Origin of the sequence: Rahnella sp. BIGb0236, assembly GCF_004364755.1 — a bacterium.
In the GTDB taxonomy this organism is placed as follows: Bacteria; Pseudomonadota; Gammaproteobacteria; order Enterobacterales; family Enterobacteriaceae; genus Rahnella; species Rahnella victoriana.
Window position 1 is genome coordinate 277,739 of record NZ_SOAO01000004.1, and the last position, 15,821, is coordinate 293,559.

General features: G+C 55.6%; 14 protein-coding genes. 8 read left to right on the forward strand and 6 right to left on the reverse strand.

Annotation, left to right across the window (positions count from 1 at the left end):
• Positions 1-25: 25 nt before the first annotated feature.
• The 4 genes from EDF78_RS10945 to ulaG all read right to left on the reverse strand — a co-directional run bounded on the left by EDF78_RS10945 (position 26) and on the right by ulaG (position 3,812).
• Positions 26-1,216: a PLP-dependent aspartate aminotransferase family protein gene (locus EDF78_RS10945; RefSeq protein ID WP_133823100.1), complete on the reverse strand. Its 1,191-nt coding sequence runs from the start codon at positions 1,214-1,216 to the stop codon at positions 26-28.
• 142 nt (positions 1,217-1,358) lie between these two features.
• Positions 1,359-1,679 carry a thiosulfate sulfurtransferase GlpE gene (glpE, locus tag EDF78_RS10950; RefSeq protein ID WP_095923851.1) on the reverse strand — a complete coding sequence of 107 codons (321 nt, stop codon included), beginning with the start codon at positions 1,677-1,679 and terminating at the stop codon, positions 1,359-1,361.
• A gap of 84 nt (positions 1,680-1,763) precedes the next feature.
• The gene (gene ulaR, locus EDF78_RS10955) at positions 1,764-2,519 is read right to left on the reverse strand and encodes an HTH-type transcriptional regulator UlaR (RefSeq protein ID WP_133823101.1); all 756 of its coding nucleotides are present in this window, start codon (positions 2,517-2,519) and stop codon (positions 1,764-1,766) included.
• 228 nt (positions 2,520-2,747) lie between these two features.
• On the reverse strand, positions 2,748-3,812 hold the full coding sequence (gene ulaG, locus EDF78_RS10960) for an L-ascorbate 6-phosphate lactonase (protein WP_095923849.1): 1,065 nt from the start codon (positions 3,810-3,812) through the stop codon (positions 2,748-2,750).
• A 414-nt stretch (positions 3,813-4,226) separates the two neighbouring features.
• Here ulaG and ulaA point away from each other — a divergent pair, with 414 nt between their 5' ends.
• From ulaA to malQ, 8 genes are all read left to right on the forward strand, one after another.
• Positions 4,227-5,630, forward strand: coding sequence for a PTS ascorbate transporter subunit IIC (gene ulaA / locus EDF78_RS10965; protein ID WP_119825344.1), 1,404 nt, complete (start codon positions 4,227-4,229; stop codon positions 5,628-5,630).
• A gap of 42 nt (positions 5,631-5,672) precedes the next feature.
• Positions 5,673-5,981, forward strand: a complete 309-nt coding sequence (ulaB, locus tag EDF78_RS10970; RefSeq protein ID WP_095923847.1) for a PTS ascorbate transporter subunit IIB — start codon at positions 5,673-5,675, stop codon at positions 5,979-5,981.
• Between the two features lie 10 nt (positions 5,982-5,991).
• Positions 5,992-6,462 (forward strand): PTS ascorbate transporter subunit IIA, encoded by a 471-nt coding sequence (gene ulaC / locus EDF78_RS10975; RefSeq protein ID WP_095923846.1) that lies wholly within the window; start codon positions 5,992-5,994, stop codon positions 6,460-6,462.
• Between the two features lie 25 nt (positions 6,463-6,487).
• Positions 6,488-7,144: a 3-keto-L-gulonate-6-phosphate decarboxylase UlaD gene (locus EDF78_RS10980; protein ID WP_133823102.1), complete on the forward strand. Its 657-nt coding sequence runs from the start codon at positions 6,488-6,490 to the stop codon at positions 7,142-7,144.
• 10 nt (positions 7,145-7,154) lie between these two features.
• The gene (locus EDF78_RS10985) at positions 7,155-8,015 is read left to right on the forward strand and encodes an L-ribulose-5-phosphate 3-epimerase (protein WP_095923844.1); all 861 of its coding nucleotides are present in this window, start codon (positions 7,155-7,157) and stop codon (positions 8,013-8,015) included.
• A complete protein-coding gene (locus EDF78_RS10990; protein ID WP_095923843.1) occupies positions 8,012-8,701 on the forward strand; it encodes an L-ribulose-5-phosphate 4-epimerase in 690 nt (229 codons plus the stop codon). The genes EDF78_RS10985 and EDF78_RS10990 overlap by 4 nt, the downstream gene beginning before the upstream one ends.
• A gap of 258 nt (positions 8,702-8,959) precedes the next feature.
• The gene (gene malP, locus EDF78_RS10995) at positions 8,960-11,374 is read left to right on the forward strand and encodes a maltodextrin phosphorylase (RefSeq protein WP_133823103.1); all 2,415 of its coding nucleotides are present in this window, start codon (positions 8,960-8,962) and stop codon (positions 11,372-11,374) included.
• Positions 11,375-11,382: 8 nt separating this feature from the next.
• Positions 11,383-13,458 (forward strand): 4-alpha-glucanotransferase, encoded by a 2,076-nt coding sequence (malQ, locus tag EDF78_RS11000; RefSeq protein WP_133823104.1) that lies wholly within the window; start codon positions 11,383-11,385, stop codon positions 13,456-13,458.
• A 44-nt stretch (positions 13,459-13,502) separates the two neighbouring features.
• Here the strand turns inward: malQ and EDF78_RS11005 are convergent, their stop codons facing one another.
• The gene (locus EDF78_RS11005; RefSeq protein ID WP_133823105.1) at positions 13,503-14,921 is read right to left on the reverse strand and encodes a DUF1996 domain-containing protein; all 1,419 of its coding nucleotides are present in this window, start codon (positions 14,919-14,921) and stop codon (positions 13,503-13,505) included.
• 272 nt (positions 14,922-15,193) lie between these two features.
• Entirely contained in the window at positions 15,194-15,769 is a 576-nt protein-coding gene (gene nfuA, locus EDF78_RS11010; protein ID WP_013573573.1) for a Fe-S biogenesis protein NfuA, read from the reverse strand.
• Between the last annotated feature and the right edge of the window lie 52 nt (positions 15,770-15,821).

Here is a 15,821-nt window from a genome sequence, read left to right on the forward strand (position 1 = left end):
ATGCTCAGCGCGATTTCCGGGTCTTTTACACCCCTTCCAGCGCCTGTTGCAGATCGGCAATCAGGTCTTCGGTGTCTTCAATTCCAATGCTGATGCGCACCAGTCCGTCGGTAATACCGCTCTGACGGCGAATTTCCGGCGCGACGGCGCTGTGCGTGGTGGACGCCGGATGGCAGGCCAGCGAATCGGTGTCTCCCAGAGAAACCGCCTGCGTGATGATGCTCAGCTTATCGAGGAAAGTTCGTGCCGCGTTCAGCCCGCCTTTCAGCTCAATGGCCATAATCCCGCCAAACAGTTTCATTTGTTTAGATGCCGTAGCGTGACCCGGATGCTGTTTCAGTCCCGGATAAAACACGGTGTCTACCGCGCTGTGCCCGTCGAGGAATTCCGCCACCGCCTGTGCGCTCAGCGAGCTGGCTTCCACGCGCAGCGGCAGGGTTTTCAGGCCGCGGATCAGCAGACTGGCTTCGAACGGGCTGAGGTTGCCGCCGAACTGTTTCAGGCCCAGGGTGCGGATGGGCGTGATGAGTGCCGCCGAACCCGCCACCACGCCGCCGGTCGCATCGCCGTGACCGCTGATGTATTTGGTCGCGGAATGCAGAACGATATCAATCCCCAGTTCCAGCGGGCGCGTCAGGTACGGCGTGGCAAAGGTGTTGTCCGCCACACTGACGGCTCCGGCGGCTTTGGACAGACGGGCGATTTCCGCCAGATCGGCAATATCCAGCCCCGGGTTGGCCGGGGTTTCCACCAGTACCACTTTGGTATTTTGGGTGAATGCGGCTTCCAGTTCTTTCACATTCGCGACGTGCACCGGTTTGATGCCATAACGTGGCAGCAGGTTACGCACCACGCCTTCGGTGCCGCCATACAGCGTGCCGATATGAATGATTTCATCGCCGGGCACCAGCAGCGCAAACAACGTGGCGCTGATCGCCGCCATGCCGCTGGCACAGGCTACGGCGGTTTCTGCCCCTTCGAGCGCCGCCAGTTTCTGTTCGAAAACGGCCACCGTCGGATTGGCGAAACGGCTGTAAATATAGCCGGGTTCTTCACCGCTGAAACGGCGTGCGCCGCTGTCAAAATCCGGGTATGAAAATGCGGATGCGGCGGTGATCGGCGTCGCAATGGCACCGGTCAGGGCATCAGGTTGTTGTCCGCCATGAACGGCGAGGGTACGCATGCCTAAAGAACGTGAAGTGTTCAGATGTTTCATCTTGAAATCCTGTCGATAGTAGGCGGAAATTATATCAACACTGGAGAACGGTAGCTTTTTCGGCTTAAGAACATTTTCGGCGCAGACCGGATAGCCTGGTTATAAAGACTATAGCGTGCGCCGGAGGCAAATAAAGGCAGGATCAGGCTTCGATGTCTTGCGGGAAGGTTTTTGCCCAGGCTTCGAAACCGCCGTCAACGCTGTAAACGGATTCGAATCCCTGGCCGATCAGGAACTGCGCGGCGCCACGGCTGCTGATGCCGTGATAACACATCACCAGCACCGGCGTTTTGGCATCGGCCTGCTCAATGAACGCAGGCAGGCTGTCGTTGCTCAGGTGATAAGCGCCCGGCGCGTGTGCGGCGGTGAAGCTTTGCGGGTCACGGATATCCACCATCACGGCTTCGCCGGACGTCAGGCGGGTATGGGCTTGTTCAACGCTGATTGCTTCAAATTGTTCCATTCTGGTCGTGCCTCATAAAAGGTGATGCCACCATTCTACCCAATAATTGCGCGACGAAGACCAGACGAAAAGTAGGGATAAGGGTTAAACCAGGATCACCTGCACGCCTTTCTGGCGTAACTGCGCGATGATTTCTTCGTTCGCTTCTTTCCCGGTGATCAGCACATTGATTTGTTCGGTGCGACTGAACAGCATGCCTGCGCGCTGGCCGATTTTGCTGCTGTCGACCAGCACCGCCAGTTTCCCGACATAATTCAGCATCTTCTGTTCAGCCATCGCGGTGAGCATATCGGTTTTGTACAACCCGTCGGGGGTCAGCCCCGCGCCGCTGGTGAACATCCAGTGTCCGGCATACAGGCTGGCGTCGCCGTCTTGCGGCGCTAAGGTAATGGACTGACTTTTATTGTACTGACCGCCCATGATCACCACGCTGTCGTGCTCCTGCTCAATCAGATAATTGGCCAGCGGCAGATAATTGGTGATGACCTGAATGTCTTTTCCGCACATCTCACGGCCCAGCAGAAACGCCGTCGAACCGCAGTTAATCACCACACTCTCACCCGACTGGCACAACTGGGCCGCCGCTTTGGCGATACGCATTTTCTCGTTGAGATTGTGCGTCTGATGGATATTCAGCGGTGTCCAGTTCTGGCGTGGCTGATTGACCGCTTCTGCCCCGTTGCGTACTTTGCGCAGTTTGCCGAGTTCGTTGAGCTTGGTGATGTCACGACGCGCCGTGGCGGGTGAAATATCAAACTGATCAATCACATCAGCGACGGAAATCTGCCCCTGACGTTGCAGCAGATCGAGAATAGCATTGTGGCGTTGTGGCTCAGTCATGGTGGCTCCGGGCAAAATCGTTAAATGATTATTCCATGATTATAAACGAGCAGTAATGCGAAATGCATTGTTTATGAAGACGCAAATTAACCGGCCTCAATCAATACCCTAAATAATTCGGGTTGCAGCAAGGCGACAAGCTCAGGAAGCCCCGGGAGCTTAGTTAACTAAGTGACCGGGGTGAGTGAGCGCAGTCAACGCATCTGCAACTTGAAGTATGACGGGTATTTATAAGAAGGATTTAAACGGCAGGTCGGTTTCTGTGGTAAAGCAGTCGTCAAAGCCACGCGGATAATGATACTCGAAGTTATCCTTATCATTTGGATACGTGAATTTACCGCCAACCTGCCAGATAAACGGCTTGAAGCCGTATTTCAGGCGATCTTTTTTCATCTCCCACAGCACGCGGATTTCCTGCGGATCGGCCTGGAAATTCGACCAGATATCGTGGTGGAACGGAATAACGACTTTGGTGTTGAGGGATTCCGCCATGCGCAGCATATCCACGCTGGTCATTTTATCGGTCACACCGCGCGGGTTCTCACCGTAAGAGCCGAGCGCCACATCAATCTGGTACTCGTTGCCGTGTTTGGCGTAATAGTTGGAATAATGCGAGTCGCCACTGTGATACAGGTTTCCGCCCGGCGTTTTGAACAGATAATTCACCGCGCGCTGATCCATCATGTCCGGCAATACGCCTGCGGCTTTCTGCTCTGCGGGCAGGGTGATCAGCACCGTGCGGTCGAAAGAATCCAGCGCGTGAATTTCCACGTCTTTGATCCGCACCACTTTGCCCGGCGTCATCACGATGCAACGGCTTGCTGGCACGCCCCAGCTCATCCACAAATCCACGCAGGTTTGCGGACCGATAAATGGTACGTCGGCAGCACAGTTTTGCATGACGGCGGCGGCCACGTTCACATCGATATGATCGTTGTGATCGTGGGTGGATAACACCGCGTCGATCTCCCTGATCGCAAAAGGATCGAGCACAAACGGCGTGGTGCGCAGGTTAGGCTGAAGCTTCTTCACACCGGCCATGCGCTGCATCTGGTGGCCGGTTTTCATCAGCGGGCTGCTGTGATTTTGCTTGCCGACGCCGCACCACAAATCGACACAAATATTTGCGCCGCCCTCAGACTTCAGCCAGATCCCCGTACAGCCCAGCCACCACATGGCGAAGGTGCCCGGCGCGACGTTTTCCTGCTCGATCTCTTCGTTTAACCAGGTGCCCCATTCCGGAAAAGTGCTGAGGATCCAGGATTCGCGGCTGATCGTTTCTACTTTGCTCATAGTATTCCCTCATCTGAGTTGGCGTTAAAATGACGTCACAATAAATCATTTAATGATTATATGTGATTCGATGGTGAGAAAGTTATCACCGAAAACTCATCGTGACAATGATTATAAGCAGGTGATTTTTAGCGTTAAGAAGGGGTGAGCAAAGCAGGATGGAAGGGTTTCAGGGGTTTTTTGCCGGTGTTATTTCATAATATCTGACTGATATTTATCATAAATTGAGTGGGTTTTAGTGAGTTAGCTCATTGTGCCTGTGACGATATCTTGCGAGACTGCTCACAAATAATCATTATGAATCTTTATCTGATTTAATGTGAGCATTAGAGTGCGTCTGTCCCTCACTGTTTAGCGCGGAGTTTGCTCGTTAAGCGCGTTGAAGAGATCCAACAAGGTCAGACGGAGAGTCTTATGGAATTCCTCTACACCATCTTCACCGTATTTTTTAATCAGGTCATGACCAACGCGCCGTTGCTGCTGGGTATTGTGACCATGCTCGGTTACATCCTGCTCAGAAAAAGCGCCACGGTGATCATCAAGGGCACCATCAAAACCATTATCGGCTTTATGTTGCTACAGGCAGGGTCCGGCATTCTGACCGGCACCTTTAAACCCGTGGTGGCGAAGCTTTCTGAAGTCTATGGCATTAACGGCGCAATATCAGACACCTACGCCTCGATGATGGCGACGGTCGAACGCATGGGCGAAGCCTACAGCTGGGTCGGTTATGCGGTACTGATTGCCCTCGCGCTGAATATCCTGATGGTGGTATTCCGCCGGATAACCGGCATCCGCACCATCATGCTCACCGGCCACATCATGTTTCAGCAGGCGGGGCTGATTGCGGTGTTCTTCTTCATCATGGGTTACCCGATGTGGACCACCATCTGGCTGACGGCGATCCTGGTGTCGCTGTACTGGGGCATCACCTCGAACATGATGTATAAACCGACGCAGGCCGTGACTGAAAACAGCGGCTTTTCGATTGGTCATCAGCAGCAATTTGCCTCGTGGATTGCCTGTAAAATCGCGCCCGCTCTCGGTAAAAAAGAAGAGAGTGTGGAAGACCTGAAACTGCCGGGCTGGCTGAATATTTTCCACGACAATATCGTCTCTACCGCCATCGTGATGACCGTGTTCTTCGGCATTATTCTGTGTTCCTTTGGCCTCGATACGCTGCAACAAATGGCCGGAAAAACGCACTGGACGATCTACATCCTGCAAACCGGTCTGATGTTTGCGGTGGCGATTTTCATCATTATTCAGGGCGTGCGGATGTTCGTCGCTGAACTGACCGAAGCCTTTAACGGCATCTCCCAACGCCTGATCCCCGGTGCGGTGCTGGCAATCGACTGCGCGGCGATATACAGCTTTGCGCCGAACGCCGTGGTCTGGGGCTTTATGTGGGGCACCATCGGCCAGCTGATTGCCGTCGCCATTCTGTTTGGCATGGGCTCGTCCATCATGATCATTCCCGGTTTCATCCCGATGTTCTTCTCCAACGCCACCATCGGCGTGTTTGCCAACCACTTCGGCGGCTGGCGCGCGGCGCTGAAAATCTGTCTGGTGATGGGCATGATCGAAATCTTCGGCTGCGTCTGGGCCATCAAACTCACCGGCCTCAGCGCCTGGATGGGCATGGCTGACTGGTCAATTCTGGCCCCGCCAATGATGCAGGGCTTCTTCAGTATCGGCATCGCCTTTATGGGCGTTATCGCGGTGATCGCGCTGCTGTATATGTTCTTCGCCGGTCGTACGTTGCGTGCGGAAGAAGACGCCGAAAAACAGGCGCTTAGCCAATCCACTTCTCATTAATGACTTCACACCAATGACGTCTCACAAACCAAGGAGATTCCCATGACAGTACGAATTCTGGCGGTATGCGGTTGCGGGCAGGGCAGTTCGATGATCATGAAGATGAAGATCGGCCAGTTTCTGACGCAGGAAGGCGTGGATCACACCATGAACAGCTGCGCGGTGGGGGAATACAAATCAGAACTGGGCGGTGCCGACATCATTGTCGCCTCCACGCATGTGGCGGATGAAATCACCGTCAGCGGCAACAAATACGTGGTTGGCGTGCGCAACATGCTGTCAGCAGCAGATTTCGGTCCGAAAGTGATGGACGTGATCAACGCGCACTTTTCCGCTGACCTGAAAAAGTAAGGAGCGATGTATGAAGTTGCGAGATTCGCTGGCTGAAAATAATTCTATTTGCCTGAACGCGGACGCTGAAACCTGGCAGGACGCGGTGAAAATTGGCGTCGATATGCTGGTCAGCGCCGGTGTGGTCGAGCCGCGCTATTACCAGGCGATCCTCGATGGCGTCGAACGATTCGGGCCGTATTTCGTGATCGCGCCGGGGCTGGCGATGCCCCACGGTCGCCCGGAAGAGGGCGTGATCAAAACCGGTTTTGCGCTGGTGACGCTGAAAAAGCCGCTGGTGTTTAACCATGAAGATAACGATCCGGTGGATATCCTCATCACGCTGGCGGCGGTGGATGCCAACGCGCATCAGGAAGTGGGCATCATGCAGGTCGTGAACCTGTTTGATGATGAAGCCAATTTTGACCGCCTGCGCGCCTGTACCACCGCGCAACAGGTGCTGGATTTAATCGACCTGACCTCCGCCACGGCGGTTCACTAACTCATTATCTGAGAAGGAATTCATTATGTCTCATTCATTACCGATGTTGCAGGTGGCGCTGGATAACCAGTCGATGGACGACGCTTATAAAACCACGCGCCTGATCGCCAGCGAAGTCGACATCATCGAAGTCGGCACCATTTTGTGCGTTGCCGAAGGGGTGCGCGCAGTGCGTGATCTCAAGGCGCTGTATCCGGAAAAAATCGTGCTGGCGGATGCCAAAATCGCCGACGCCGGAAAAATCCTCTCGCGCATGTGTTTTGAAGCCAACGCCGACTGGGTGACGGTGATTTGCTGCGCCGACATCAACACCACCAAAGGCGCGCTGGAAGTGGCGAAGGAATTTAACGGTGATGTACAGATTGAACTGACCGGTTACTGGACGTGGGAACAGGCGCAGGAATGGCACGACGCCGGTATCCTGCAGGTGGTTTATCACCGCAGCCGCGACGCGCAGGCCGCCGGTGTGGCGTGGAGCGATGCCGATATCACCGCAATCAAACGCCTTTCCGGCATGGGCTTCAAAGTGACCATTACCGGCGGGCTGGCGCTGGAAGATTTGCCGCTGTTTAAAGACATTCCGGTGCATGTCTTCATCGCCGGTCGCAGTATCCGCGATGCGAAAGATCCGGTTGATGCGGCGCGTCAGTTCAAAAAATCCATCCGCCAGTTCTGGGGCTAAGGAACATCGCATGATGCACAAAGCCGTTCCGCTCGGTATCTATGAAAAGGCCCTGCCTGCGGGCGAAGACTGGCTGGCGCGCCTGACCATGGCGAAAGCGCTGGGCTTCGATTTCGTTGAGATGTCGGTGGATGAAACCGACCACCGGCTGGCGCGGCTTGACTGGTCACGTGAGCAGCGTTTGCAGGTCGTCGATGCGATTTCGCGCACCGGCATCCGTATTCCGTCGATGTGCCTGAGCGCGCACCGGCGGTTCCCGCTCGGCGCAGAAGACGATGAAACCCGCAATCAGGGGCTGGAAATCATGCGCAAAGCTATCGTGCTGGCACAGGATTTGGGTATCCGCGTGATCCAGCTCGCCGGTTATGACGTCTGGTATCAACAGGCCAATGAAAATACCCGCGAGCGTTTTCGCGATGGCTTGCAGGAATCCGTCGAAATGGCCAGCCGCGCGCAGGTCACGCTGGCGATGGAAATCATGGATTACCCGCTGATGAATTCGATCAGCAAAGCACTTGGCTATACGCATTATCTGAACAACCCGTGGTTTCAGCTTTATCCGGACATCGGCAATTTGTCGGCGTGGGACAACGACGTGCAGATGGAACTGGCGAGTGGCGCGGGGCATATCGTCGCCGTGCATGTTAAAGACACCCAGCCCGGCGTATTTAAAAACGTGCCGTTTGGCAGCGGGGTGGTGGAGTTTGAACGCTGCTTTGAAACCCTGCAAAAAAGCGGTTATCGCGGGCCGTATCTGATCGAAATGTGGAGCGAAACCGCCGCCGACCCGATGCAGGAAGTGCGCAACGCCCGCGCCTGGGTGGTGGATAAAATGCAGAAAGCCGGGCTGAACATGGAGGCAACCGCATGACGGAAGCACTGAAACAACGTGTATTTGACGCCAACATGGCGCTGCCGGCTTTTGGTCTGGTGACCTTCACCTGGGGCAACGTCAGCGGCATCGACCGCGAGCGCGGGCTGATGGTCATCAAACCGAGCGGCGTGGAATACGAAAAAATGCAGGCCAGCGACATGGTGGTGCTGAACCTGCAAGGCCGGGTGGTGGAAGGGCATTACAAACCCTCTTCGGATACCGCCACGCACCTCGAACTTTACGCCCGTTTCCCGCAGCTTGGCGGCATCGTGCATACCCATTCGACTTATGCGACGTCATGGGCGCAGGCCGGCGTCGCCATCCCGCCGCTCGGCACCACGCACGCGGATTATTTTGCCGGAGCCATTCCGTGCACGCGGCCGTTGTCGCGTCAGGAAGTCGGCGGTGAATACGAACTGGAAACCGGTAAAGTGATCGCCGCGTCGCTGAGCGGCATCGACCCCCTGCATATGCCCGGCATTCTGGTCGCCCAGCACGGCCCGTTCTGCTGGGGCACCACGCCGGAACAGGCCGTTCACAACGCCGTCGTGCTGGAAGAAGTCGCCAAAATGGCATGGATCACCGGTTCCATCCGCTGTAACCAAACCCCGATGGATGATTACCTGCTGCAAAAACACTTCCGCCGCAAGCACGGGCCGGATGCGTATTACGGGCAGAAATAATCACGTCTGAGATGCCATTAAAACCCCCTCCCCGCCTCCCCCTTCGCAGGGGGAGGAGCAAAGCCCGATATGCTCACACCCTGCGAATAAGCGTGGGGTTTTAACGGTATCGCCCCCCTCCCTACGACATGATTTCATGCATTTTTCCTCATCCCCGCAGTGAGCATTTTTCCAGCATAGGGTTTATACATAGATAGCGAGATCACACTTTTTCTCACGGAAGCATTCCGTCCCCTCAGACAGAAAAGAGACTGCCCTATGTCGAAGATCACGTTCAAGCAGGATGTTTTTTTGGCGGCGCTCACCCGCCAGTGGCAAGCGTTCGGACTCACTTCAGCTTCAGATATGACTCAACATCAGTGGTGGCACGCAGTCAGCGCCGCGGTCGCTGAGCAGCTTCCTCCGCAAAGCGACGCGGTCAGCAGCAAAAGCAAAAAAATCACCCGCCACGTTAACTATATCTCGATGGAATTTCTGGTCGGACGCCTCACCGGCAACAACCTGATTAATCTCGGCTGGTACGAAAAAATTGCCAGCGCGCTGGAGCGGTTTGATATCAACCTGACGGACCTGCTGGAAGAAGAAATCGATCCCGCGCTGGGCAATGGCGGACTGGGGCGGCTGGCGGCCTGTTATCTCGATGCGATGGCCTCGGTCGGGCAGCCCGGCATCGGTTACGGCCTGAATTATCAGTACGGTTTATTCCGTCAGCGTTTTGTCGATGGCAAACAGAAAGAGTCGCCGGACGACTGGCACCGCAGCGACTATCCGTGGTTTCGCCATAACAGTTCGCTGGCGGTCAGTGTCGGGATCGGCGGCAAAATCGTGAAGAATGAACAGGGTGTGTCGCGCTGGGAACCGGAATTTACCCTGCGCGGCGAAGCCTGGGATCTGCCGGTGATGGGCTATCGCAACGGCATCACGCAGCCGCTGCGTTTATGGGAAGCCACCCATCCGCATCCGTTTGATCTGGAAAAGTTTAATGATGGCGAGTTTCTGAAAGCCGAACAACAGGGCGTCGAGGCCGCCAAACTCACCAAAGTGTTGTACCCGAATGACAACCATCAGGCCGGTAAACGCCTGCGGCTGATGCAGCAGTATTTCCAGTGCGCCTGTTCGGTGGCCGATATCCTGCGGCGACACCACTTCCATGGCCGCAAAATCAGTGAGCTGCCGGATTATGAAGTCATCCAGCTCAACGATACGCACCCGACCATCGCCATTCCTGAAATGTTGCGTGTGCTGATCGACGAGCATCAGCTGAGCTGGAATGACGCCTGGCACATCACCAGCCGCACCTTTGCCTACACCAACCACACCTTAATGCCGGAAGCGCTTGAAACCTGGGACGAGCGTCTGGTACGCAGTCTGTTGCCGCGCCATTTCCAGATAATCAAACAGATCAACGCCGATTTTAAGAAGTTGGTCAGTAAGGAATGGCCGGGTGACGAGGCGGTCTGGGCGAAGCTTGCGGTGCATCACGACAAACAGGTGCGTATGGCGAACCTCTGCGTGGTGGCCGGATTTGCGGTCAACGGCGTGGCGGCGCTGCATTCGGATCTGGTGGTGAAAGATTTGTTCCCGGAATATCACCAGCTCTGGCCGCAGAAATTCCACAACGTGACCAACGGCATCACGCCGCGCCGCTGGCTGAAACAGTGTAATCCGGCGCTTTCCGCGCTGATTGATGAGCGGCTGAAAACCGACAACTGGGTGAATAATCTGGATTTGCTGAAAGGTCTGGAAGACGGCGTTAAAGACAAAAAATTCTGCAAGCAGTACCGCAAAATCAAACACGATAACAAAGTCCGGCTGGCGGAATACGTCTGGCAGCGCATGGGGATCCGCCTCAATCCCGACGCGATTTTTGACGTGCAGATCAAACGCCTGCACGAGTACAAACGTCAGCATCTCAATCTGCTGCACATTCTTTCCCTGTACCGTCAGATCCGCGATAACCCGAAACTCGACATCGTGCCGCGTGTTTTCCTGTTCGGTGCCAAAGCCGCGCCCGGCTATTACCTCGCTAAAAACATTATCTATGCGATCAATCAGGTGGCGGAGAAGATCAATAACGATCCGATCGTCGCGGATCGTATCAAAGTGGTGTTCATTCCCGATTATTGCGTCTCGGTGGCTGAACTGATGATCCCGGCGGCGGACGTCTCTGAGCAGATTTCGACGGCCGGGAAAGAAGCTTCCGGTACCGGCAACATGAAACTGGCGCTGAACGGCGCCCTGACCGTCGGCACGCTCGACGGCGCAAATGTCGAAATTGCCGAACAGGTCGGCGAGGACAACATCTTTATCTTCGGTCTGACCGTCGATGAAGTGAAAGCGCAACTGAAAAAAGGCTACAAGCCGAAAGCGCTGGTGAAAAAGGACAAACATCTCAAAGCCATTCTCGACGAACTGGCCAGCGGCTTTTATGCCGGAGGTGACAAAAAAGCCTTCGATCTGATGCTCAGCAGCCTGCTCGACGGCGGCGACCCGTATCTGGTGCTGGCGGATTTCGCCGCCTATTGCGAGGCGCAAAAACAGGTCGACACGCTCTATCGTAATGCTGACGAATGGACGCGCCGCACGCTGCTCAACACCGCCCGCGTCGGTATGTTCAGCGCCGACCGTTCCATCCGCGATTATCAGCAGCGTATCTGGCAGGTCAAACGATAGGAGCCGACATGGAGGACAAGCAACTCGTTGAGGCCGCCCGCCGGGCGGGCATTGTAGACAGTTTTATTAATATGACGGACGAGGTGGAAACGGTCTCCGATGACACGCGTATTGCCTTGCTGGCGGCGATGGGGCGTGGTGTGGCTGACGTGCCGGAGATCACGCCCGTGCCGCCGGTGAAAGTCTTTATCACCGGCAAAAAAATACGGCTGACGCCGGAAGGCAGCGGCGCATTTCAATGGCAACTGACGCAGGAAAATGGCCGTCAGACGCACGGTGACCTTCCGGCGGGTCAGGCGCTGAACCTTGGTGCGACGCTGCCTGCCGGTTATCACCAGCTGACATTGTCGCAAAACGGCAAGACCTGGCCTTGCCGGATCATTGTCGCGCCACCGCGCTGTTTTGAGCCTGACGCCTTACGCGAAGGTAAAAAGCTGTGGGGCGCGACCCTCCAGCTTTATACGCTGCGATCGGAGAATAACTGGGGCGTCGGGGATTTTGGCGACCTGAAAAAAATGCTTGAGGAAGTGGGAAAGCGCGGCGGGGCGTTCGTCGGGCTGAATCCGATCCATGCGCTGTATCCGGCGAATCCGCAAAGTGCCAGCCCGTACAGTCCGTCGTCCCGCCGCTGGCTGAACCTGACCTACATCGATGTGAACGCCGTGGAGGAATTCGCCGCCAGTCGCGAGGCACAAAACTGGTGGCATTCCAGAGAGACGCGTGACGCGTTATTGCAGGCACGCAGTACGGAGTTTGTGGATTATCCGCAGGTCATGGCGCTGAAATCCGCCGCGCTGAAACTGGCCTGGCCGCTGTTTTGTGAACTGCCGCAAGACAGCCTGCGTAAGCAGGATTTCCGCCGGTTCGTGGAACTCGGCGGCGACAGTTTGCGGCAACAGGCGCTGTTTGACGCGCTGCATACGCATCTGCGCGATCTGGATTTAGGCCAGTGGGGCTGGCCGGTGTGGCCGGAAGCCTATCGCGATGCCAGCAGCGCAGACGTGCGGAAATTCAGCGAACGTTATGCCAGCGACATTGAATTTTATCAGTGGCAGCAATGGCTGGCGCATAGCCAGTTTTCCGCGTGTTATCAGCGCAGCAGGGAGCTAAAAATGCCGATCGGCCTGTACCGGGATCTGGCGGTGGGTGTCGCTCAGGGCGGTGCGGAAACCTGGTCGGATCCGGCGCTGTATTGCCTGAATGCCGCCGTCGGCGCGCCCCCGGATATTCTCGGGCCGCAGGGGCAAAACTGGGGGCTTCCGCCCATCGATCCCAATGAAATGAAAGCCCGTGCCTATCAGCCATTTATTGATTTATTGCGTGCCAATATGGCGGATTGCGGCGCACTGCGCATCGATCATGTTATGGGATTGCTGCGGCTGTGGTGGATTCCGGCGGATCAGGAGGCGGGCAATGGCGCGTATGTCCGTTATCCGCTGGACGATTTACTCGGCGTGCTGGCGCTGGAAAGCCAGCGGCATCAGTGCATGGTGATTGGGGAAGATCTCGGTACGGTGCCGAAAGAGATTGTCGCCAGCCTGCGTGACAGCGGCGTGTATTCCTACAAAGTGCTGTATTTCGAGCGGGATAAACACTTCACCTACCGGCCACCGGAAAAATATGTCGCGCAGGCGATGGCGACGGTCACCACCCATGATTTGCCCACGCTGCGCGGATACTGGGAAGGCGGCGATTTAACGCTCGGTGCGTCGCTGGGGGTTTATCCGGACGAACAGGTGCTGGAGGCGTTACGTCGGGAGCGGGAATGCAGTAAGCAGGGGCTGCTGAATGCGCTGCATCAGACAGGCTGTGTGCCGAAAACGACCCGTAAAACGGCGGCGAATATGCCGATGACACCGGTGCTGAATCGCGGGTTGCAGCGTTATCTGGCGGGAAGTGCCAGCGCATTGCTTGGCCTGCAACCGGAAGACTGGCTGGACATGGATTTACCGGTTAATGTGCCGGGCACGAATACTGAATACCCTAACTGGCGGCGCAAACTGACGCGAACGCTGGAGGAAATGTTTGGCGATGAGCATATTGATGCGCTGCTGGCCGATTTGAGCAAACGGCGAAAGGGGTAATCCAGGAGGCAGAAAAGGGCCTGAGTTTCCTCAGGCCGCTGTGATTAATTCTCTGTTGCCGCCTTGTAGCCTTTCACGATCAGCAACGGTGGATGGTTGGTTTCGGTGGAATCGAAGGTGTACGTCCCGCCGTTCTGATCACCGCCGAGGTAGAAAGCGACTTCTGTTTTGCCTTCTGCCAGCGCCTGTCGGACCGCCGTATCCACAGTAATATCGCGATACTGATGATTATTGTTCATCGAGACTGATCCTGCGGACTGGTAATCCGTTGCCGGATGGTTATCCCAGTTCACTGTTTTTCCATCCCAGTCTGTTGAGGTGTTGTAGGCATATAATCTACCGGTGGCAGTTGAAGCAGCATTGCCACCAAACACCCGCAGACGGTAGACGAATAATCCCTCCTCAGAGGCCGGGATGGCTTCCGGCAGTGCAGGAATTTTAAACTTAAACAGGATCAGGCTTTCCGGATTGCTGGCATGGCCGCCGTTTTTCCAGTTGTCGCTGGCGGTCAGCACCGTGCTGGTGCCGTAATTGGTGCTGCTGTTGGTACTGCTGACGACCGTGTCTTCCAGCGCGGGCTCGTAGCTGTAAGGGATGGTGTTACTGCAATCGAATGCCAGATTCATGCACAAGTCGGTCATGTATTTCGCAGACTGTACCGGCCAGCCATTCACGAAATCCGCATGGGCTGTATAAATGCTGCCCCACTTCTCGATGCGTTGATCTCCGACCATTTCAGGGTCCAGCGAAAGCTGAATTTTGCTGGTATCCAGTGAGGTGATCTGCGGCAACACATAGGCAATGTTCATGTTGACCTTCGGAATTTTCACCGGGAAATTCGCCGGGCAGACATTGTTCGAATCATAGGTTGCATTCGCCTGTCCTTTTACCGGTGCCAGATGAACCCCGTCCCAGCAGTTAGGGAAGTTAATGCCGATGTTGAACTGCACGGCATCCCCGCCTGAGCGTAAGCCACAGACCTGATCGGCGGTGTTGGTGTAGCCGTTGCCATTGGCACACAAGAAGCTTACGTGCGGATTGGGGCCGGTGCCCACGTGATCCCCGGCCAGCAACTGTAACCCCTTTGGGAAAGGCGTCAGCGGATACTTTTCTACCGAGTTGGCCTGATAGTAGGTTTTCTGATACGACGGCTTCACCACTTCGCCTGTAGGCAGTTTCATGGTCGGTGCCCAATAGGCGGTGGAGTCCGCCTTATTGTCACAGGTGGTTTCCGGTTTTGCCTGCAACGTATCGTAGGTGGAATACGCATCCGTGCTGGTGTTACCGAAGAAGTCGTGGAGCATCGCATGATTGGGCATACCAAACATCAGAATGGCATCGTCGCCCAGCGTGTGACTGTAGGAACAGGAGACGTTCGACTGGCCGGACGCCGCATGAGACGCCAGCGGTGTCAGGGCGAACAGACCTGCGAGAGGCACTAAAACGCGTAAGATTTTTTTCATAACGGACTCCGGACAGACAGTGATTTCCTTAGAAATGACATCCGGGGAAGTGTGTGTTCCGTGCCTGACGCCTGCGGCAAAAAGCAGGTCTGAGACGTGTTGTATTACACGATTCCTTTTCCCCTGCCTCTGTTTTATGCGCAATCCGCAGGCGCTGACAGCGGGTCTGGTTGTGCCATCACGGGCACATCCGGAAGGGGGGGGAACAGGCAATAAAAAGGGCTCAGCAGTGCTGAACCCTTGATGATGGAGACTGAAATGTACTCAGGCGATCAGTAGAACGAGTGCTCGCCGCGCTGGTGTTCGGTCAGGTCGCGCACGCCTTTCAGCTCAGGGAAGTTTTGCAGCAGTTCTTTCTCGATGCCGTCTTTCAGGGTGACATCAATCATGGAACAGCCGTTGCAACCGCCGCCGAATTGCAGGATAGCAATGCCGTCGTCGGTGATTTCCATCAGGGAAACACGGCCGCCGTGGCTGGCTAACTGCGGGTTAATCTGCGACTGCAACTGATATTCAACACGTTCCATCAGCGGCGCATCGTCAGAGACTTTACGCATTTTGGCGTTCGGTGCCTTCAGCGTCAGCTGGGAACCCAGCTGATCGGTGACGAAGTCGATCACCGCGTCCTGCAGATAAGGCGCGCTTAATTCATCAATAAAAGCAGACAGTTTCTCGAACTTCAGTTCGGTATCCGTCGCTTCTACGGCGTCAGGTGGGCAATAGGAGACACCGCATTCTGCGGTTGGCGTACCGGGATTGATCACGAATACGCGGATTTGGGTGCCTTCTTCCTGGCTTGCCAGCAATTTGGCAAAGTGCTCTTGGGCAGCATCGGTAATAAGGATCATAACATTCGCTCAATAGTTGACTACTCTAGTTGGTTATAATACGCCCTTTGTT